Origin of the sequence: Synechococcus sp. CCY9202, from assembly GCF_034931685.1 — a bacterium.
Taxonomy (GTDB): Bacteria; Cyanobacteriota; Cyanobacteriia; order PCC-6307; family Cyanobiaceae; genus CBW1002.
Window position 1 is genome coordinate 47,101 of the sequence record NZ_JAYGID010000109.1, and the last position, 19,816, is coordinate 66,916.

14 protein-coding genes and 1 tRNA gene are annotated in these 19,816 nt (G+C 59.1%); 5 read left to right on the forward strand and 10 right to left on the reverse strand.

The features are described 5' to 3' along the window. Positions 1-14 precede the first annotated feature (14 nt). Positions 15-1,178: a hypothetical protein gene (locus VB777_RS13850; RefSeq protein WP_323249650.1), complete on the forward strand. Its 1,164-nt coding sequence runs from the start codon at positions 15-17 to the stop codon at positions 1,176-1,178. On the opposite strand, the gene VB777_RS13855 is transcribed toward VB777_RS13850, so the two are convergent. The 3 genes from VB777_RS13855 to VB777_RS13865 form a co-directional block, all read right to left on the reverse strand. Next, on the reverse strand, positions 1,129-1,806 hold the full coding sequence (locus VB777_RS13855; protein WP_323249652.1) for a tetratricopeptide repeat protein: 678 nt from the start codon (positions 1,804-1,806) through the stop codon (positions 1,129-1,131). The two genes, VB777_RS13850 and VB777_RS13855, sit on opposite strands and share 50 nt — an antisense overlap. Continuing rightward, on the reverse strand, positions 1,803-2,912 hold the full coding sequence (locus VB777_RS13860; RefSeq protein ID WP_323249654.1) for a hypothetical protein: 1,110 nt from the start codon (positions 2,910-2,912) through the stop codon (positions 1,803-1,805). Before VB777_RS13860 ends, VB777_RS13855 begins: the two co-directional genes overlap by 4 nt. 84 nt (positions 2,913-2,996) lie before the next feature. Further along, positions 2,997-5,426 (reverse strand): glycosyltransferase, encoded by a 2,430-nt coding sequence (locus VB777_RS13865; protein ID WP_323249656.1) that lies wholly within the window; start codon positions 5,424-5,426, stop codon positions 2,997-2,999. A 282-nt stretch (positions 5,427-5,708) separates the two neighbouring features. Here VB777_RS13865 and VB777_RS13870 point away from each other — a divergent pair, with 282 nt between their 5' ends. The 3 genes from VB777_RS13870 (at position 5,709) to VB777_RS13880 (ending at position 10,149) form a co-directional block, all read left to right on the forward strand. Then, positions 5,709-8,195, forward strand: a complete 2,487-nt coding sequence (locus VB777_RS13870) for a glycosyltransferase (protein WP_323249657.1) — start codon at positions 5,709-5,711, stop codon at positions 8,193-8,195. A 308-nt stretch (positions 8,196-8,503) separates the two neighbouring features. Continuing rightward, the gene (locus VB777_RS13875) at positions 8,504-9,334 is read left to right on the forward strand and encodes a hypothetical protein (protein ID WP_323249659.1); all 831 of its coding nucleotides are present in this window, start codon (positions 8,504-8,506) and stop codon (positions 9,332-9,334) included. Between the two features lie 68 nt (positions 9,335-9,402). Further along, positions 9,403-10,149, forward strand: coding sequence for a RodZ domain-containing protein (locus tag VB777_RS13880; RefSeq protein ID WP_323249661.1), 747 nt, complete (start codon positions 9,403-9,405; stop codon positions 10,147-10,149). Positions 10,150-10,395: 246 nt separating this feature from the next. Here the strand turns inward: VB777_RS13880 and VB777_RS13885 are convergent, their stop codons facing one another. The 5 genes from VB777_RS13885 to VB777_RS13905 form a co-directional block, all read right to left on the reverse strand. Then, a complete protein-coding gene (locus VB777_RS13885) occupies positions 10,396-11,625 on the reverse strand; it encodes a protein phosphatase 2C domain-containing protein (protein ID WP_323249663.1) in 1,230 nt (409 codons plus the stop codon). Further along, the gene (locus VB777_RS13890; RefSeq protein WP_323249664.1) at positions 11,622-12,296 is read right to left on the reverse strand and encodes a J domain-containing protein; all 675 of its coding nucleotides are present in this window, start codon (positions 12,294-12,296) and stop codon (positions 11,622-11,624) included. Before VB777_RS13890 ends, VB777_RS13885 begins: the two co-directional genes overlap by 4 nt. A gap of 154 nt (positions 12,297-12,450) precedes the next feature. Further along, entirely contained in the window at positions 12,451-14,781 is a 2,331-nt protein-coding gene (locus tag VB777_RS13895; protein ID WP_323249666.1) for a putative bifunctional diguanylate cyclase/phosphodiesterase, read from the reverse strand. Continuing rightward, a complete protein-coding gene (locus VB777_RS13900) occupies positions 14,778-15,980 on the reverse strand; it encodes an FIST signal transduction protein (RefSeq protein ID WP_323249668.1) in 1,203 nt (400 codons plus the stop codon). The genes VB777_RS13895 and VB777_RS13900 overlap by 4 nt, the downstream gene beginning before the upstream one ends. Positions 15,981-16,172: 192 nt before the next feature. Further along, positions 16,173-16,244, reverse strand: a tRNA-Thr gene (locus tag VB777_RS13905). 54 nt (positions 16,245-16,298) lie between these two features. On the opposite strand from VB777_RS13905, the gene VB777_RS13910 reads away from it, so the two are divergent. Continuing rightward, positions 16,299-16,565 (forward strand): DUF3493 domain-containing protein, encoded by a 267-nt coding sequence (locus VB777_RS13910; protein ID WP_323249670.1) that lies wholly within the window; start codon positions 16,299-16,301, stop codon positions 16,563-16,565. Here VB777_RS13910 and VB777_RS13915 read toward each other — a convergent pair. Both VB777_RS13915 and infB read right to left on the reverse strand, forming a co-directional pair. Then, positions 16,485-17,390, reverse strand: coding sequence for a low-complexity tail membrane protein (locus tag VB777_RS13915; RefSeq protein ID WP_323249672.1), 906 nt, complete (start codon positions 17,388-17,390; stop codon positions 16,485-16,487). The two genes, VB777_RS13910 and VB777_RS13915, sit on opposite strands and share 81 nt — an antisense overlap. 5 nt (positions 17,391-17,395) lie before the next feature. Beyond that, a partial coding sequence (gene infB, locus VB777_RS13920; RefSeq protein ID WP_323249673.1) for a translation initiation factor IF-2 occupies positions 17,396-19,816 on the reverse strand: 2,421 nt, incomplete at its 5' end.

Here is a 19,816-nt window from a genome sequence, read left to right on the forward strand (position 1 = left end):
CGCCTGCCTCTGCGATGACCACCCCTGCACAGCAGCCCGGCCGCCTGCGAAGGGCCCTGGGGCGGTTGTGGCCACGCCCCCAGGCAGAAGCTCCGGCGCTCGCTCAGTCACCCCTGTTCGAGGGCGTGGCAGGCAACCGCTCCCCAGCTGTGCCGGTGAGCGTGCCCCTGCCGGCCCATGCACCAGAGCACCTGGTGGCGCAGGCTTCCCGCTACTTCGACTACGCCGAGGATCTGAGCCTGCGCGGTGCCCCTGAACTGGCGGCCCCCTTTTTCCGGCAGGCCTATGTGCTGTTGCGTGCTTCTGCGCAGAGCGGGCCCTACAGCTCGGACGGCCCGGTCGTCGCACCCAGGCCTGTCCAGACGATCGCTGCCCAGCCGCAGCCGGCCAACACGACCAACCCGGCCCAGCAGACTCCTGCGGTGCCCTGGCGTCAACGCCTTGAGACGCTGCGCCGGCAGCTCAACGCCCAGACGGCTGCCGCCGTGACGCGTGAATTGGATCAGCTCCAGGCCCAGGGCGTGAGTGATCCGGATCTTCACAAGCTCAAGGGTCTGGCGGCCCTGCTGCAACGCGATGAGGGCAAGGCCGAGGAGGGGTTCCGCGCTGCTTTGGAGCTGGATTCCAGTCACTACAGCAGCCTGGTGAATCTGGCTGGAATCCTCGTACGCAGCGGCAGGGCGGAGCAGGCGATTCCACTGCTGCGGAGGTCTTTCGGGCAGATTGCCGCCGATGATCCAGAGGCTGTGCCGGCCCTGAATAATCTTGCTCTGGCCCATCAACAGTTGGGCCAGGCGATGGAGGCGGCCCAGCTGGTGCATCGCATCCATCGGCTCAAGCCCGGTTATCTGCGGCCAGCTCGATTGACCGAGGCTGCCGGCACGTTGGAGCAGATGGGTCAGGACCGTGAGGCGATTGAGCTCCTCACCTGGCTGCAGCAGCAGCAGCAGGCGAGCCCTGCCTTGCTCAGAACCCTGGCGCAGCTGCATGAGCGGCGTGGTGAGTTTGAACAGGCTTCGCTGATCTATCGCCAGGCTCTTGCCGATCCAGACGACATTCCATCGGTTGCCAAGACTCCGTTCAAGCCTGACGATCCGCAACAGGGCGATGCACGAAGGGGTGAATCGCTCAAGCCGGAACTTCGAAATCCTCGGCCAAGCGATCAATCTGGCGTTTGAATTGCTCCAACTGGAGCAGGGCATGGTCGCTTTCCGATAAGCCGTTCAACGCCGGAATCCCGTTGATTCGATCTCCCCAGATGGTCTTCGCGATTTCCAGGCGCTCTCCTTCATCCACACTGGTATGCGTCGCCTGGATCTGCTGGATCAGCTCAGACTCGTTGGCGGTGCAACAGTGTATGGCCCTGATCAACCCGTAACGGGCATGATCCCAGTGGTGAAGATGCCGATGGTTTTGTGCCAGCTCATACCACCCCCAGGCAAAGCTGGGGGCCAGATCACAGCATCGTTGATGGGCTTCGATGGCCTTGCTGTGCTGATCGAGCAGTGTATAACACTTTCCAAGTAAATGATAAGCATATGGAAAGCCAGGTTCGATCTGAATCGCCTGCCTGGCCAGGGCCTCGGCTTCTTTCGTTTCACCACAATGGAAGCAGGCCTGTGCCAACTTGTAGTCAATAAACCCAATGATCTTGCTGGCTGGATTCGCATCAACTCGAAAGGAAAGAAAGGCCTGCTTCATCAGGGTCCAATCCGCTCTTGACTCCAGTTCTTCTGCGACGTGATGCAACTGAGTTGATGTCAAGGGGCGTTGACGAATCAATTCGGCCAAGGCGATGATATTCATCGAGAACTCCCTTGGCTCTCGACTGCGTCTGTAGTCATGGAAAAAGCCTTTATCCTATAGAGTAAATCGACGGCACGACGGCATTGCCTACGGTATTCGGAGTTGATCTGGAGAAGCTGATCCCGTTCAGTGCGAAACCGTTCGGATTCCAGCTCAAAGCTCCGGCAGCGCAACGTGGCCAGTTCAGCGCTGTCGATGGCACGGTCACAATCCAAACGTATGTCTGCAAGTTGTTCAAGCAACCCGTGTGATTGTTGTTCTTTGCGGGCAATCACATCTTGCAATTGCTTGACTTCTTCTATCTTATGCTCCCCATCTTTTGTCTTTTGATCTAGAAGTGACTGGACCTTCTCGAGATCCGCAGTCCGAGTGGTCAGCTGTCCTAGTGTGGTGGCAAGTTGTGCCTGAAGATCTTGTAATTGATTTTCTTTGTGTTTAATGCGAGCTTCAAGATCTCTGAAGCCAGCATAAAGTTCTTCTTGCTTGCTGATCTTTTCCACGGCTTGGGCCAGTTGCCCCTGTGCCCTGGCAAGACGCTCTTCCAGAATCTCCGAGCTTTCCCGTTTTCTCCAAGGAGTCGAGGAGCGGATTCCCCAGAAATAAGTATCTCCGGGTGAGGTATTAACTTCAAAGCCATAATCAGAAAAGTATTGATTGAGCTGAATGGCGTCAAGTAGATGATGCGGAGTTAAATTCTTATAGTAATGATTGGTGAAGGGTGAGGATGCTGAGTCTGAGTCAATCGTTCCATGCGCTGGCCTGCCAAAACTGGCAAAAGTTAACAACACAAGTCCACCAGATGATGTGATCCGAATGATCGTTGCAAGAATCTCTTGCCAGCCTGAAGCATGCTCCAAGCATTCGGTCGAGATGACGATTGTTGCCCACTCGGAGGGCAGTTCCAGCAATTCCCCCGGAATAACCAGATCCACCGCTTGACCAGCTCCGATATCAATACCTAGGTACGACTGGCAGCCCTGAAAGCAATCCCTTACTGTGCCGTTGATATCTTGTGATCCTATTTCTACAATCCTGGCATTTTCGATCAGCCCTTGAAACCGTTCACAAGCGCTCAGAATAAAGCGATGCTGTTTTTCATGCGCCATGGCTTGATTGTAGTTGACGAACTTGGCTTGTTGCGAGAGGCATTGAGGATCGGGTAAATGCGATTCTCATTAGGTTCATGATGATTAGCCAAAGCCCTCCTCATCTCGATAGGAATGAACCACGTCAAACCCCCACTTGGCACAGAATAATGTCCTGTTCTTGGCAATAAGCTCTGATCGCTTGAGATCATCTTTTCCGAATGACTTCGAGAGTTCATGATGGATGAATACATCATCGCAGATCACGAGGCGATAGCCAGCTTTGCGAGCTCGTACACAGTAGTCATCATCTTCATAGTAGCCAAGGCCAAAGTCTTCATCCAGCAATCCAATATCACGAACGACATCACGCTTCAACATGACGCAGAAAAACGCTAATGCATCCACCTCTAGCGTCTTTCTGTGCCGAGCGGTTGTGAACTCCTGGCTACGCCATTGCATTTCTTTCATGGTGCCATAGGCAATCTTGATCTTCTGCTCGTTGCCAATGGCATTGGTCACGGGGCCACACAGGCCAATCGATTGGTCAGCGCGAAGGGCTCGCAAAAGCTTGAATAGCCAGTGTGGCGTTACTTGGGTGTCATTATTGAGAATCACGAGATAGTCTGATCGTGCCTGCCCCATGCCACGGTTGCAAGCATGTGCAAAGCCGGAATTTTCTTCGAGTGTGATGACGCTAATGTGAGAATTCTGCTCCTGCAACCTGTTCAAGTAGTGATGCGTTCCATCTTTTGATGCGTCATCGACGATAATCAGGTTGTAGTTCGGGTAGTGTGTATGAGCTTGCAGGCTCTCGATGCATAGCTGTGTGGAATGAATGTTGTTGTGACATGGAATAATGATGGATACTTCGGGGAAAATGCTGTTAAGTGCCTGGTCGTAAAGTTCTTTGCGGTTATTCCAGGTATTCTCTGCGGCAAAATGTCGCCTAGCCGCAACAACCTCATGGGAGCTGTCCTCCTGTGTTGCGTTGATGATTGCTGCCGAGAACTCATCCGCAGTTGCCGCCAGGCGTACCAAAGACTCATCCAGATTCAACGCCTCGATTTCCGGTAACCATGTGGAGACAACAGGCTTGCCAGCGGCCAGGTATTCATAGACCTTGACAGGATTTGTAGCTTTAATCAAGTCTGTGAGCTTGAAGGGAATTATGCAAACGTCCGCCAAGAGTAACAGAGCTGTGAGTTTATTGTACGGAATCTCGCCAAGGAAATGGACGTTATCTGGAATTTCTACGGCATCGAGATCGCATCCTTCGGTTGAACCCGCCAGGAGAAATGTATGGTGATTAAGCTGGTTCGCTACATCGGCGACAAGTTTCAAGTCGAACCAGCCAGAAATCGCCCCGTAGTAGCAGACAATGGGAGACGTTGCAGACTGATAGCGTTCAAACAGGCTATCAGGCATGGCTGCAGCGGAAAAATAAGCATAATCGCAGCCGTTCCTGATAAGATAGTGATTATTATGTGTGAACTGATTATGCAGAAACTCAGATGTGGTGACAAGCGCATCGCACTGACTGGCCAGCAGCTTTTCTTCTTCGATCACTTCAAGAGATGTCTCTGGAAAGCCAGCGATATGATCCATGCAGTCGTAGACGATTGGCAGCTCCTGCAGCCCAGTGCGACAGATCTTGTGCCATGACGGATGCATGATGATTGCAATGGCACTCTCTAGCTTGTAGATCTCAATCAGACTTCTCAGTTGCGCCGAGATCCACAGTGCCATGGCATCACTGGGATGGTTGTAGATGTTATTGAGATCTTGCTCGTTTCCGCTGCCGGAGAAGTGGGGTGGTTTTTTCAGTGTGACTTCAAGGATGTTTTTTCGAACTCTTTTCAGGGAGGGCAGCAATGCCTTGGAATCGCTACCGCTGCTATGAGTGGCGATGAAGTTTGCATTCACATAATAGATCTGATAGCCATCCTCTGCCAGTGATGCACTGATCTGTTGCGGTCTTTGGTATCGGTACCCCCAGTCAATAATGGAGAAGACAATCAGCTTGCCTGGCTCTTCGGCCTTTTGCCTTGGAATTTCTCTTGGCTGATGCTTCTGATCGTCGGGGAGTTCATTGTCGATATCCAATGGCAATCCCAGTGCTGCTGCGATGCGTTTGACCTTGATTTCCAATGCAAGAGTGCGCTGTAAGGCCAAGTTGGCCTGATTGAGAGATGCCAGCACATCAAGGCTGCGGCTGGAAAGGTTGCCGCTGCTTGGTGCAGCGGTGCTGGTGGAAGCCTTGACCAGGGTGACGCCGCCAGCCACGGCTTCAATCTCAGCCAAAGACGATGGGAAACTGTTCAGTTCAATCCTGAATGCATAGTCGCTATCCTGCTGACCCAGGATACCGAGATCTTCTCTGGGCTGATTGGCGAGGCCTTCACCAAGCGTGGCCCCCGTTTGTTTGTCTACAATTGTAATTTTCAGCTTCCTGGACGGATCGGAATCATCCAGTGCCCATCCAAACGCCAAGCGACCGACGACCCCGTCGAGGTGGCCGCGTACGTCGTTCACATTTTCCCCCACCGCTGGGCCCGCTTCAGGAATCTGTTGGCCATCCTAGTGCTTGACCAACAGACCATTGTCTCCTGTTGATTGGCTGTGATTCTCTCCTTCTGTTCTGCCTGTATCGTCTGTGCTTCATTGTTGGTCGTTTCATCGCCATCAACCCTCTGGTTCTTGCATACTTGAATCGGAGTTCTCGTTGGCAGCCTGACTATCGTGTCCAGAAAGCGGCGACAGGGGCGCAAGAATCCTTTCCATGATTTCTCCAAGCCATCGAAGCCCCTCGAAGAGATGGCCATGGTCAGTTCAGGCAAGTCAGATCCCAGTTTGAGCTCCTACCCGTTTGTCAGTCTCTGCACGGTGACTTACAATCGGGCTGCATTTCTTCCGCTGCTGGAGAAAAGAATTCTCGATCAAACCTATCCCCGTGAACGCATGGAGTGGGTTCTGATCGATGATTCCCCAGCTGGTGTTCCTGATTTCGTGCCCAGCGAGGCAAGCGGTCTTAAGGTTGTCTATCGCCGGCTTGATGAGAAGCTACCACTGGGACAGAAGCGGAATCTCAGTCATACCTTCTGTGAGGGCGAGATCATCGTCTATCTCGACGATGATGATTATTATCCCCCGACTCGTGTCGAACATGCTGTTCGCCGGCTTCTAGACACTGGTTGTTTGGTCGCCGGCTCAACACTGCTGCCGATTCTTTTCCTGCCCGAAAAAGAATTGTGGCTGGCGGGGCCCTATGGGCAACATCATGCCACGGCTGGAACATTTGCATTCCGTAGGGAGCTGTTGAAGCAAACTGCTTATTCCAATGATGCTTCTCGAGCTGAGGAGCGATTCTTCCTGAAGAATTACTCATTTCCTCTGGCGCAGCTGGATCCTAAACAGACAATCCTCTGCATTGGCCATGATCGCAACACATTTGAGAAGCGCCTGCTGATTCAGAACAAGGGCAATCCCCGCTTTCGCCAGCTGAATCAAGCAGAGGGACCGACGGCTGAGTTGCTTGAGGAAGTCGCGAGCCAGTATGTGACTGTCATGCTGAGTTCTTCCGCTCCAGTGGGGCTCACGATGCAGTCTCCTGTTGAACGTGGGGATTCTGGTGCGATTGTCCAGGCGCTTCCGTCTATTCCGATATTAGGACATGAGAATGGCTTGTGCTTTGACAGCAATCTTGTCCATTTCAAGATTGTCATCACTGCCCGCGTTCCTGCGGTGTCGCTTGATGACTGTATGCAGTCACTGCGTCAGCAGAAGCATCATAACTTCAGGGCCATCGTCCTTGTTGATCCATCTACGGAGCTGACGCCTGAGCAGGTCTCTATCGCGATCGATGGGGATGAGCGATTCAAGGTGTTCTTGAGCCCTGTGTCGATGAATTCATCTCTTGAAGCCTTTCTGAAGGGAGTCGAGCTGCTTCAGCCTGGCTGCGATGATGTGATGATCCAGATCGATGGGGTTGACCGGCTACTCGGTGATGATGCTCTTCAGCTGATCAGTCATACGTATCAGCGTCATCAGTGCCTGTTGACTTATGGCAGCTATGTTCGGGCAAGTGACCATCAGGTTGTTGGCAGCGCCTGCCTGGCACGTACCACCTTGGCCCATTCATTTCGCCAGGTTGGTTGGTGTGCGGCCCCGTTGCGCAGTTTCAAGGCCGGCTTGCTGCCGTTCATCGTTCCCTCTGATCTGGGGGATGAGGCTGGGGCGATTGACAAGCAAGCCGATGCATCAGCTTTGTTCCTTCTCTTTCTCGAGTTAGCAGCCGGGCGCATGATCTGGATTCCAGATCCATTGCTCTGGCTCAACGATCTTGGTCCTCTGGAGGGGCGCTTGTCTTCAGAGGTCACCGCATCGGTTTCGTTCAGCCGCCTGCGATCGATCCCGCCGTTTGCCCCTGCTCCCTTTCTGTCCTTGGCGACTCCGCCCAGGAGTGGCGTGGCGACTGGCCCTGACCATCAATCTCTCCTGGGCCGAGCCTGGCTTGGCGACGGCAGGGGTGTTGAGGTCTCTGTGATTGTGCCAACCAAGGACAGACCCACTCACCTGACCAGTGTGATTCGGCATTTTCAGGCCCAGACCTGGCCCAATAAGCAGATGCTGATTCTTGATGACAGTGCCACTGCCTGTGCGGAGGCGATCGCTCTGTCACAGGCTGATGCGCGGGTGACCTACTTACATCGACAGAGTCCCCTATCCCTTGGTGAGAAGCTGCGCCAGCTTTGCGACCTTGCATCGGGTGACATTATTGCGCGCTTCGATGACGATGACTATTACGCGCCTGATTACCTGGCTTTTATGGTTGGAGATCTGTTGCAGCATGGCTGTGACTTTGTCTCGTTAAGGAGCTGGTGCTGTTGGCACGCACGGAGTGGTGTGTATGGTTTTTGTAACTCATCATTATCTGGCCTGCGCTATTCTCATCTCACGGCAGCTGGGATCACTGTTTTGGCGAGAAACTTGACGCGTGAAGAGCTGGACTCGAATGCCTACGGTCATGGTTTCAGTCATGTGTTCTCTCGATCTGCTTTGCTGAAGCTGAGTGGGTTCGATCACTCTCTCCCTGTCGATTCTTCCTTGCTTCGACGATTTGTTGATGCTGGGTGCAAGATCATGTTCTTGGATGATCTTGTCGGGCGTGTCGTGCATGGGGTTCACCCGCACAGCACGTCATCCTGCTTTGCTCAGCATCTCCTTACGCAGGACGTGCTTGCTTCATCGACCACACTCCGCCCCTTGCCTCCCACTGCTTTTCCGCCTGCGGGGTCCATCTGAGTTACCCCTTGGTTGATTCGGAGCTCGGTGGCCTCAGAGCCTGGTCTGGCCAAAGACCTTGCTCCACCTACACTTGAATGGAGTTCAGGAGCGGAGTGCAGGAACGATCCCCTTCCATCTCAGCACTTCAACAGGACCTCGCTCGGATTGACCGGGCCATCGCCGAGCAGCAGCAGCGTTGGCTTCAGCGTCAGCGGGATGCCGAGGCCGTCTTTGCGACCGTGGAGGCGCGGCTGAATTCCCTGCCCGCGTCTTTGCCACCTGGACAGGGCCCAAAGCCTGTCCAATCCACTTTGCCAGAGGAGGCCATGCAGGAGCGTGCCCCCTTGGCCCTGCCGGAAGGCCTGGATGAGCCAGAGGCCGAGCTGGTGAATTGGCTGGAGCGGCAGGGCACGTCGTCCGCCCACGAGAATCTTCCTGCAGTGTTGGCCCAGTATCCTGCGTTGCGGGATGCTGTGCGCGTGCGTCTTCGCGCCAGGTTGGCCTCAGAAGTTGTGATTGATGCACAGGACTGGTCGCCCATGGCGGCTGAGCTGTGGCAGGGATTGCCGGGTCAGCCACCCCGGGATCCGAACAGCGGCTGGATTGAGGCAGTGCCTCTGGCCCTCCGCTCGATGTTGGAGGAGCGTTGGCTCCATTTGCGTCTGCAACGCTGGTGCGACCTCCATTACGGCGACAGAATCCTGGCCTACTTTCAGGAGAGCAGCGCTGCCCTTGAGAAGGTGGTGTTCAGCATGATTCGAGTGGAGAGCCACGGCACTGCCCTTGAGCTGTACCTGCGCCTGCTGGATGAGGGTGCCTCCTTTCATGACCTGGCTCGGCAGTTCGCAACGGGTGACGAGCGACTCAGCCTGGGAGTGATTGGTCCACGTCGCCTGGCTGGATTGCATCCGGATCTCCAGGCTGCCCTGAGTCGGATGGCACTCGGTGAGCTGCACGAACCGTTGCGCATCGATGACTGGTTCGTGTTGCTTCGCTTGGAATCCCGCATTCCAGCCCAGTTTGATCAGGACACCCGCCAGCAGTTGCTTCAGGAGATGCTGGATCACGACCTTGACGCGGTGCTGACTGGCCGTCAGCCTCCCTTCGCAGCTCACTTGAAGGCTGTGCAGCCTCAGCGTCTGTTCCCTGAGTCGTGATGACCCGTTCCTCTTCCTCTGCGAGTTCTGAGACGTTCGGTTTGCCAGAGGATGCCAGTCCCCTGGAGTTGAAGCAGTTTCTGGTGGGACTCAGGCAGCAGTTCAGGGAACAGGCACGTCAGGATGCTGAGGAACGCCGGCAGCTGGAGGACGGCCTGCAGGCTGCACAGCGGCAGTTCCAGGAGCTGCAGGACCAGCAGAGCGTGTTGCTCAGTCGCCTCCAGGCGCAGACCCAACGCGTGGGGGAGCTGGAGCAGGCGCTTGCCTCTGCGGAGCAGGCGCGCGTTTCGGCTGAACAGGCGCGTGTTTCGGCTGAGCAGGCGCGTGAGGTTGCAGAGGTGGCGTCGCGGCCTCAGCGGCCTGCCGCTCCAGAACGTCCCCGCGAGCTGGTCACGCCTCCCCGGAGACGGCATCGCACGGGCTGGCCTGTGGATGCCGCATGGGCCAAGGTGTTCATGGGAGCCGTTCTGATCGGCTTCATTGTCGGTCTTGGTGGTCCATGGATCCAGCGGCGCCTGCAGCAGCAGCAGGCTCTTTCAGGCAGTGCGCCCATCACCAGCCAGGAGCAACTGTATCTGCAGGCGATGGAGCCCAGCTGGTTGGAGGTCCGCCGGCTTGATGGCACGATGCTCTTCGCCGGTGAGTTGGAGGGTGAGAAGCAATTTCCCCTTGGCGAGGGTTTGGAGGTCAGTGCGGGACGGCCAGACCTGGTGACAGTGCGTGTGGACAATCAGCCCCCGCGGGTTCTCGGCCGCATTGAAGAGGTCGACTGGCATCGCTTCCAACCCAGTTCCTTAGGAGCAGAGCAGCCTTAGGAGCCTGCTGAAAAAGTCCCGAGGTCGCCATGACTTGAGTCTGACCTCTGGGCGCAGCGCCCGTGAACACTGGGCTCGGAGTCAGGCGTTCCCGGGCTGAATGGCCCTTGAAGGGGTTTTTCAGCAGTCTCTTAGGAGCAGAGCAGCCTGAGTCATCCTGCTGGCCTGTGTTTCAGTCGGCCTGGAGCAGTCTTTGGCATGCCGTCTTTGCCTTCCGCTCCTTGTCATGCAGGCGTGGCCATGGTGTCAGCGATCACGGCCTGTGCAGGATTCCACGCTCTGTTCAGGCAGCAGAAAGATGTCGTTGCACCAGATCCCCAGAACTCGCAATGACAGTAGAATGCTAATACTGCCCAATGACACGATCAGCACACCGAGGCTGCGGCGATGGTTCAGCGTCCATTGCAGCCAGTGGAGAGGCCACAGACCGGGTTGAAGGATTGGCCTGGGCTCTGATTCTTGTGGCGTGATTGATGGTTTGCTGCCTGGCAGGCGTTGTGGTTCGGTCTTGCCATGCAGGTGGTCCGGCTGTCGTGTTGGCATCACCAGCGATCCCTGCACAGCAACGGCCACGCTCACGTCGTCCCCTGTGCCTCGGCTACTCAGACTGTCGAGGCGCTGGGACAGATCCGATCTCATCGGAGCCCCTGCAGAGGGTCGTTGCAGGCTGGTCACCAGCTCGGTGGCCCAGCTGAGGTAGTCCGTGGTGGCGCCACAGGACTTTCTCACCCCGTCGGTACTGATCATGACGGCGAAGGGTTCCGAATCCGGTTCCAGCCCTGTCATCTGGGTACGGGCTGCCATCGCCTGTGCGGCATCGGCCTGGCAAAGGCTGGCCGTGGATTCTCTCTCCGGATTGAGGGATCTCTCCTCACTCAGCAGCCTGGCGACACCATCGCTGGACACGCGTACCAGATCCCAGTCGCCCAGTCCGGTCACCGCCCACCATTGCGGTGTCAGCACCAGGACAGCGAGGGTGCATCCATAGGGAAGCCTCGAGAATGCTTGAGAGTCCATCGCCTCAGGTTCCAGCGGCTGTGACGTGAGCGGCTGTGTTGTCCCTGCTGGAGCCGGCATGGTCCTCTGCTGTTGTCTCCAGTGCTGCTGAATTGCAGAGGTCCAGTGGCGCTGGATGCGCCCTGGCAGTTCACGGGCCAGCTGTTGCCTGCAGTGCTCCAGATCAGTTCGCACTCCTTCTTGAAGCCTCAGGTCGCCCAGCCATTCGCTCACGGTCAGGGTGGCAACGCGGCAGGCCTGCTTGCTGCCCACGTCACTGAGAAAGTGGCGTGGGTGGCCGTGGCCATCCGCCATGGCCACCACCGTCACGGGAGCTCCATCGCGGCTCCTGCTCAGGACCTGGGCCACGTTGTCCTGGCAATGATGGCCGCGCTGGCGATGGGAGGCACCTGTTCGGCTGATGCATGCCATGACCTGCCAGCCTGCCAGGGATTCGGAAATCACATCTTGATGCGTCATCGTTGACTTCCTTGCTGGGATGCCGATTGTTGCGCTTTTGATGCAGTTGGCCGCAAGGCACGGATGATCAGTCTGGCTAGTCCCAGGAAAGCCATGATGCCGAGAAGCAGCTGAATCAGTCGACTGCCGTTTGGCATTAGAATACCGATCGCTATTCCTCCCGAAAGGCCAATCACAAGATAGCGAATACGAAGGATTTCAGGACGTTTAGCAAGGGGGGCTCTCGGTGCTGGACCCCTGGCTTGAGTTGGCCACTTCTTGCTGTGGTGGAGTTCATCTTTGTAGGACAAGGTTTCTGGTCTTGCCGTGACTCGCTGCCATTGGTGCTCTTGTCTGGCGGCTTGTTGCGCGTCATAGGCAGCCCTTTGTTCTGTATTCATCAGCTGGGTATAGGCATTGGCAACCTCTCTGAAACGCTTGACTGATTCAGGGCTGTTGCCGTTTCTGTCTGGATGTGAATTCAGAGCTGCTTGCCGATAGGCTCTCTTAATCTCGATGTCGTTGGCCTGTGCTGAAACCCCCAGGATTTCGTAGGGACAGTTCTGGCTTCTTTCGCAGTCGTTCACCAGAAGTTCGATGGTGTCGTCATCCTGGGGGCTGGCACAACGGACCTGAAAATGCAGCCTGCACTCAGGGCATTTCAGGGGGCGCGGCTCGGTGGCTACCACCACACGTAGTTGGCGGCCGCAGCCCGGGCAGGCCAGAAGCCGTGTTGTTGCCCGATCCTCGTGATTCACGGCCTTCCGATGTGCTCCAGTGCCATGTCGCCATCGCACGCATGGGGCACTGCCGTGCCCATCAGAAGCCGATCGCACAGGGCGGCGCTCAAGTGGCTGACGGCGCATTCTTGCGGAACCGCGGCTCCACCATCATCTGCAGATCGGCAGTGGCGGGCTGGGGCCGACCGAAGAGATAGCCCTGAAAGTGACGACAGCCCAACTGCCGCAACAGATCCCATTGCTGCTCGGTTTCCACGCCTTCGGCGATCATTCGCAGCCCAAGGGTGTCACAGAGGGCGACGATCGTGCGCACGATTGCTGCATCCTGTGGGTCGAAGGAGAAACGTTCCACATAGCTGCGGTCGATTTTCACTTCCCTCACCGGTAAGTGGCGAAGATAGGTGATTGATGAGAAGCCGGTGCCGAAGTCGTCGAGGGAAAACTCCAGATTGTGCGACCGGAGTTGATGCATGCGCTGTGCCGCGAACTCAAGGTCGGTCAGCACAGTTGCCTCGGTGATCTCCAGGTTGAGCAGGCTTCCTGGGATGCCTGTCTGCCGCAGCAGGGCAATGAGATCGTCCGGGAAGTCTGGATGGAGAAACTCGGTCGGACTGATGTTGACGGCTACCCTGATATTGTTGCTGGGGACCAGTCCCCACCGGCTGATCTGATGGCAAACAGTTTCAAGGCTCCAGCGCCTCAAGGCGTGAATGACACCAGACTCCTCGGCGATCGGAATGAACTCTGAGGGCGAAATGAGGCTTGTGCCCTGATGATCCCAGCGCATCAGAGCTTCCATGCCGCATAGTCTCCCCAATGCATCAACCTGCGCCTGGTAGTTCACCCGTAGTTCGTCGTCAACAAACCCTTGGCGTAGCTTCGATTCAAGTCGACTACGGTTCACGATCCGTTGTTGCATGGCTGGTTCAAACATCTGAACCTGGTTTTGACCCAGTTTCTTGGCTTCGAATAGAGCCACTCCAGCCTGCTGCAACAGGGTCTCAACGCTGAGCTCAGGCTCCGTCATCAGGGCGATGCCGATGCTGACGCTGCTGTGCACCACCCCGATATCGATGTGGTGGCCTCGATTCAGGGACTTGAGGATCATTACGGCGACCTTCTGGGCTTCGAGTCGTGCCTCTTCCGTCGTGGATGCGAGTCTTTCGAGTACCACGACAAATTCGTCTCCTCCCAGGCGGGCCACGGTGTTGTCCTGGGGCACAAGAGCACGCAACTGGCGGCTCACAGCGCAGAGCAGCTGGTCCCCGGCAGCGTGGCCGTAGGTGTCATTGAGGGTCTTGAATCGATCCAGGTCGAGCTTCAGGACCCCGTGACATCGATTCAGGCGAGGATAGGCACTGGCGAGTTGCTGCAATCGGTCTACCAGCAGGCGCCGATTCGGTAGTTGGGTCAGCGTGTCGTAGAAGTCGAGCCGGTGCACGTGCGCCTCGTGACGCTTGCGTTCCGAGAGATCAAGGATGGATCCCGCGAAGTGGCCTGGTTTGCCTTCGCAATCACGCGTGATCTTCCCCCGGGCCAGCACGCTCAGATAGGAACCGTCTTCATGGCGCAGTCTCAACTCTGCCTCGATACTGTCGATCTCGCCCTCCAGGGCTCGTTTCAGCCGTTTCTCGAAGTCATTGCGATCGCCGGGATGGAGGCGGTGGATCCAGAATTCGGAGTTACCGGCAGCCTCCTGTCGGGGATAGCCAAGCATTTCCTGCCAGCGTGCCGATATGAAGCAGGTGTCGTTGGTCACGTCCCAGTCCCACCAACCGTCATTGGTTCCTTGGAGGACCAGTTCCAGCCGCGTCTCCGAGGCATGCAGCGCCTCCACCTGCGCTTCGATCACCAGGCGGTCGCTTTCCTGATCAAGATGGGCACCGACTTTCTCGGCGATCAGATTCAGCACTTCAAGGGCATCGTCGCTGATGGGCTCGCAGCTGGCGCTGATCATCGCCGGATTCGCTGCCAGGACCACGGCATGGCAGTGACCGTCGCGGCTGAGGCATCGGCAGGCCATTGCCTCCCCCTGCTCAAGGCCCGGCAGGACCATGGAGGATGTCGTCATCCTTGACTGTGATCCCGCCAGCCGTCGTGCCTTGCGGGGACTGAGATGCCGAAGCTGGGCCTCGATCTGTGGGCCAAGTTCGCGCCACCTGTCCTGATCCGGGATGCAACCGCTGCAGGCGAATCTGATGCTCTCCACCATCTTCTCTTGTGGCAGGATCCACACCGCGCCGATCCCTACATCCAGCACATCGGCCAAGGCCTCGGCCAGGATCGTGATGCTCGGCTGCTGGGGGCCCATGGACAGCAAGACGTCGGACAACCGGTTGAGCCGGGTGAGCTGCTCAACCTGCCTGTCGAGACGGGAACGTACCGATATCAGCTCCTGCTGTAGCCGTGAGTAGGCCGCAGCCAGATCCAGGGTCATGCGGGAGCGGGTTGATAGAGGGCCGCCAGGGCAGTGGTGTAGTTGTGATAGCTGTTGGCTTGCCCCAAACGGGCATATTCTCCAAATCCGTACATGCCGAACCAGGGAGGGACCTGCCCCTGTTGCAGGAAGGGCATCTGCAGGCGATGGATCAGCTCTTCCTTGATCACGCGCTGAAAGAGGCGGCGACCACGGGCCAGGCAATCGGCATGGAATACGGCCAGCAGGTGTCCGTCAGGTGCGGCACTGGCCATGGCCGCCAGCATCCGGTCCACGTCGTTGAAGATGCGCTCCTCGTCCCGCACGGTGATCCACAGATCGGTGCCTGCGGCACAGTCAGTGGCGTTAAGAAGCCCCCCTTCCGGGGTGTGATGGGTCACCACGCGCAGAATATGGGGATTGCCGTAGTCCCGTGCCAGGTTTTCCGGCAGCAGTTCCGCCAGGGCGCCAATCGGAATCGTGTCAGCTTCGGTGGCGTCGGCAGGCAGGCCAAGGCGTTGCAGGTAGGCCTGCCAGGCTGGCTGACCGTCCAGTTCCAGGATGCGATTGCCCTCCGCCTTGGTGACCCGCAGAGGATTGCCGACTGCCACGAACCCGTGACTGGCCTGGGTGACCACCTGAAGATCGGGATCCCAGAACCCCACAGCGAGGGCCGCATGCTGAAACAGCTCACCATCGACGGCCTGCTGGCTGCTCACCCCCTGCATCTGATCCGAAGACGTGCCGCCGAAGATCACAACCTCCGGGCCGAGCACGGATTCAATACCGGCGATCAGGCGGTCGTTGGCGATGTCAATGCCGGAGGCCAGCAGATACACCATCCGAACAGGGTGCGGTGCTGCCTGCTGAAGCTCTTGAGCCAGTTCGACTCCCTTGGAGAAGGATGTGGGGCCGAGCAGTCCATCCACGTGGGCGACTCCAAAGCCCTCTCCAGAGATCCCCATCACAGCGATGTCGTGCATCGATTCGCCCGGCCCATCGCGTCCAACAACCCCCGCACAGGATGCTGCCAGGATCCTCGCTTCAGGGCATTGCCGCGCCGCCACCCGACTGAGACTCTCAAGATTGTGCCCTACCACGCCCAGAATCAGGAGCACGGCACAATCGGGTCGATCGGTACCGTAGGCAAGTTCCAGTGCCTCGAGAACGGCCCGCTCGGGATTCACGGCACGAATGTTGCCGGAACAAAACTCGATCATGCGGCTGCCGGCTGGGGCAGAGAACAAGGATCTCAGACTAACGCGGGACCATTGGCAGCCCCACCTGCTGATCACTCCAGGAATCACACGTCCTTCGAGCCAGAGCCGCTGGTATCGACGAAGTGTCAGATTCAGGGATGACATGAGATCCCCACCCGACTCGGGAAGAAGGATCTCTAGAGAATTGCGAAAAGCCGGTGACTGGATTTGAACCTGCGACCTACTGATTACGAATCAGTTGCTCTACCGCTGAGCTACACCGGCAATACCCTCTGAAACTAGCATTCGCCCTAACGTTGTCCCGTTGTGGTGCGTCTCATGGGATCCAGGCAGGACGACTCCCCCTCGCGCGATCTCGATCCCGCCCTGCGCCAACGGTTGCTCACCGAGCTCCGCACTCCGTGGCGCGGGCTGCGACGGGCCTTGTGGTTTGCGCTGCTGGCTTCGGCCAGCCTCGGCCTGGCCACGATGGCCCTCAGGGGCGCCAGTGGTGAGGGGGTGGCCTCAGTCGATCTGTTGATCCAGATCGGGGCCTTCGCGATCTTTGCCACGCTGCTCTGGTTCGATCGCAACCATGGGGGCTGAGGCGTCGCCCGGAGTGCTGACACCCTGTTCAGCTGTCTCAGGGACAGCCTTCTCCGGGACAGTCTTCTCAGGGACAGCCTGCTCTGAAACAGCTTTCTCGATGGCTTCACCACCAGGTGTTTCCATGGCCGCATCTTCTGTTGCAGCCCCCTCCTCTGGAGACCCTTCCTCTGAAGCTAGTTCCGAGGCTCCTGCCGGTGCCGCTGCCACTGGAGCCGCCCCAGAGACAGGCCGGGAGATGGCCAGATCCGGGAGGAACAGCAGCGGCAGGCCGAGGCACAGGCGCCTGTCCTCAAGCTCCACCTGGCTGAAGGGTGCTGCGGCCTCGATCGCCGCTGGGCTGCGGCTGAGCAGCCAGAGGCTCTGAAGCACCTGCTGCCATTGCCACAGCATCAATGCCAGCACCGGCATCGTCAGCAGCAGAGCCTGCAGCCGCTGATCAGCATCCAGCAACGCCAGTGGGCCAGCCACCAGGGCGGCGTGACCATCCAGCCACCAGAGCAGAGGCAGGGCCACAACGGCGCCAGCGATCAGGACCCCCCGCAGCAGCGGATGGTCCTGCAGGCGGCTGATGCGCCCCTGCAGATCCCGACGGGCCCGCAGTGGGGCTTGCGCGAGCAGCAGGGAAAAGGCGTCCGGAGGCCGGCGCCAGAGCAGCACCGCCGGCATCAGCACCCCGATGGCCCAGGTGAGCAGACGCTCCAAGGCCGGCCAAGGGCCTGGATCACTGCCCCCGAGCAGCAACAGCACCACGAGCGCTTCCAGGGGCAGGGCGGGGAGGCCGAGGAGCTGCAGCCACAGCAGCGGTTCGCTGCGGGGATTCACGATGATCAGGTGCTGAGGGTTCGGCGCTGGGTGACGAACTTGTAGGCCTCGACCCGGTCGCCTTCCTGCCAGGCGTTGAAGCGATCGCAGCCGATGCCGCATTCGAAGCCGGTGGCCACCTCCTTGACGTCGTCCTTGTTGCGGCGCAGGGAGTCGAGGTCGCCCTCGTACACCTTGTCCTTGCCGCGGTGGACGCGCACCTTGCAGTTGCGCTGCAGCTTGCCGTTGGTGACATAACAGCCGGCCACGGCGCTCTTGCCGATCGTGAACACGGCGCGCACCTCGGCTTCGCCGAGGGATTCCTCGACCAGCTCCGGCTCCAGCAGGCCTTCCATGGCCATCTGGATGTCTTCGAGGAGTTTGTAGATCACCTCGTAGTCGCGCACATCCACGCCGGTGGCATCGGCGGCGCGCTTGGCGCCGGAGGCCATGGAGGTGTTGAAGCCCACGATCACGGCGCCGGAGGCGGCCGCCAGGTCCACATCCGTTTCGGTGATCTCGCCCGGTGCCGAAAGCAGCACCCGCACCTGGACCTCGTCCTGGGGCAGTTGCTCGAGCGATCCGAGGATCGCCTCCACACTGCCCTGCACGTCGGCCTTGAGGATCAGGTTGAGCTCCTTGAGCTCGCCCTCGCTGACCTGCCCCGATATGGACGCCAGGGAGACCCGGCGGGAGGCCATCTGCTGGGCCAGGCGGGTGGCGCGGGCCTCATTCGCCCGATCGCCCACCACGCTGCGGGCGGTCTTCTCATCGGGATAGACCTCGAACTCGTCGCCGGCGGTGGGGACTTCACTGAAGCCCAGGGCCTCCACCGCACAGGAGGGACCCGCCTCCTTCACCCGCTTGCCGGTGTCGTCCACCATGGCGCGCACCTTGCCGAGTACAGGGCCGGCTGCCAGCACGTCGCCGGCCCGCAGGGTGCCGTTCTGGATCAGCAGGGTGGCCACCGGTCCCTTGGCCTTGTCGAGGTGGGCCTCGATCACGGTGCCGCGGGCCATCCGATCCGGGTTGGCCTGGAGGTCTTCCACCTCCGTCACCAACAGGATCATCTCCAGCAACTTGTCGATGTTCTCGCCCTTGATGGCGCTCACCGGCACCATCACGGTGTTGCCACCCCAGTCTTCCGCCACCAGATCCTGGCCGGACAGTTCCTGCTTGACCCGCTCGGGCGATGCACCTTCCTTGTCGATCTTGTTGATCGCCACCACGATCGGCACTTCGGCCGCACGGGCGTGGCTGATCGCCTCCAGGGTCTGGGGGCGGACCCCGTCATCGGCGGCCACCACCAGCACGGCCACGTCGGTCACCTTGGTTCCCCGGGCACGCATGGCGGTGAAGGCCTCGTGACCTGGGGTGTCGAGGAAGGTGATGCGGCGGTGCTCGCCGGCGTGAGGAATCTCCACCTGGTAGGCACCGATGTGCTGGGTGATGCCACCGGCTTCGCCCGCTGCCACGCGGGTCTTGCGGATGGCATCGAGCAGGCTGGTCTTGCCGTGGTCGACGTGGCCCATCACCGTCACCACGGGAGGGCGGCGGATCAGGTGGGCCAGATCGCTGGCCTCGATCATCTCCACCGTCTTCTTGGCGGCGGCTTCCACGTCGTCTTCCAGCACCGGAACGCCGAATTCCTCGGCCACCGTTTCGATGGTGGAGAGATCCAGCGTCTGAGTGACGGTGGCGCTGATCCCCTTGAAGAAGAGGCTCTTGATGATCTCGGAGCTCTCGACACCGAGCCGGTCGGCCAGTTCCTGCACCGTGAGGTTGCCCTCCGGCACGATCAGCATCTCGGGGCGCTGGGCCTTGGCTTCGCGGGCAGCCCGGAGCTCCATGGCGCGGCGGCGCTGGCGCTGGCGGGTGGTCTCCTTCTTGCGCTTGCGCACGGCCACCGTGGGCTTGGGCGCGGCGGCGACGGCGCTGCGCGGCTTGGCCGGGCGGGCCAGGCTGGCCTGCAGAACCAGCGCTTCCTGTTCGCCGGCGTAGCCGCCGGTTTCGGCGGTGAGTGCATCATCGTTGTCGCCGATGATGTGAACCTTCTGCCGCTGTTTCTGCGGCGAGCGGCTGCGCAGGGCCTCGAGTTTGGCGCTGTCGTCCCAGTCGGGGCGGCGGGGCCGGTTGGTGCCGGCCGGCATGCCGGGCCGGAAGGCCGGCCGGCGGGGGGCGTTCGGCGGAGTGGCGGTGGGACGGGCCGGATCAGTGCTGGAGCCGGCCGCCACCTCGCCACGCTCAGGACGGCGTGGTGGGGCTGCGATCGGACGGGCGTTGGGCTTCTGCAACTGCATCAGCTCGCCCGGTGCCATCGGCTTGCGCATGCCGGCCGGCATGCCGGGGCGAGTCACGCCGGTCGCACCGGGGCCAGCTGCATCCCGGCGGATGGGCTTGCCCACCAGCTCGAGGGGGGAGGTGCCGCTGCGATTGCCGGCACCGCG

What these genes read in the sequence shown, in the direction of transcription:
- VB777_RS13850 (WP_323249650.1), top strand. Translation starts at nt 15, where the DNA reads ATGACCACCCCTGCACAGCAGCCCGGCCGCCTGCGAAGGGCCCTGGGG.
- VB777_RS13855 (WP_323249652.1), bottom strand. Translation starts at nt 1,806, where the DNA reads ATGAATATCATCGCCTTGGCCGAATTGATTCGTCAACGCCCCTTGACA.
- VB777_RS13860 (WP_323249654.1), bottom strand. Translation starts at nt 2,912, where the DNA reads ATGGCGCATGAAAAACAGCATCGCTTTATTCTGAGCGCTTGTGAACGG.
- VB777_RS13870 (WP_323249657.1), top strand. Translation starts at nt 5,709, where the DNA reads ATGGCCATGGTCAGTTCAGGCAAGTCAGATCCCAGTTTGAGCTCCTAC.
- VB777_RS13875 (WP_323249659.1), top strand. Translation starts at nt 8,504, where the DNA reads ATGCAGGAGCGTGCCCCCTTGGCCCTGCCGGAAGGCCTGGATGAGCCA.
- VB777_RS13885 (WP_323249663.1), bottom strand. Translation starts at nt 11,625, where the DNA reads ATGACGCATCAAGATGTGATTTCCGAATCCCTGGCAGGCTGGCAGGTC.
- VB777_RS13895 (WP_323249666.1), bottom strand. Translation starts at nt 14,781, where the DNA reads ATGACCCTGGATCTGGCTGCGGCCTACTCACGGCTACAGCAGGAGCTG.
- VB777_RS13900 (WP_323249668.1), bottom strand. Translation starts at nt 15,980, where the DNA reads ATGATCGAGTTTTGTTCCGGCAACATTCGTGCCGTGAATCCCGAGCGG.
- VB777_RS13910 (WP_323249670.1), top strand. Translation starts at nt 16,299, where the DNA reads ATGGGATCCAGGCAGGACGACTCCCCCTCGCGCGATCTCGATCCCGCC.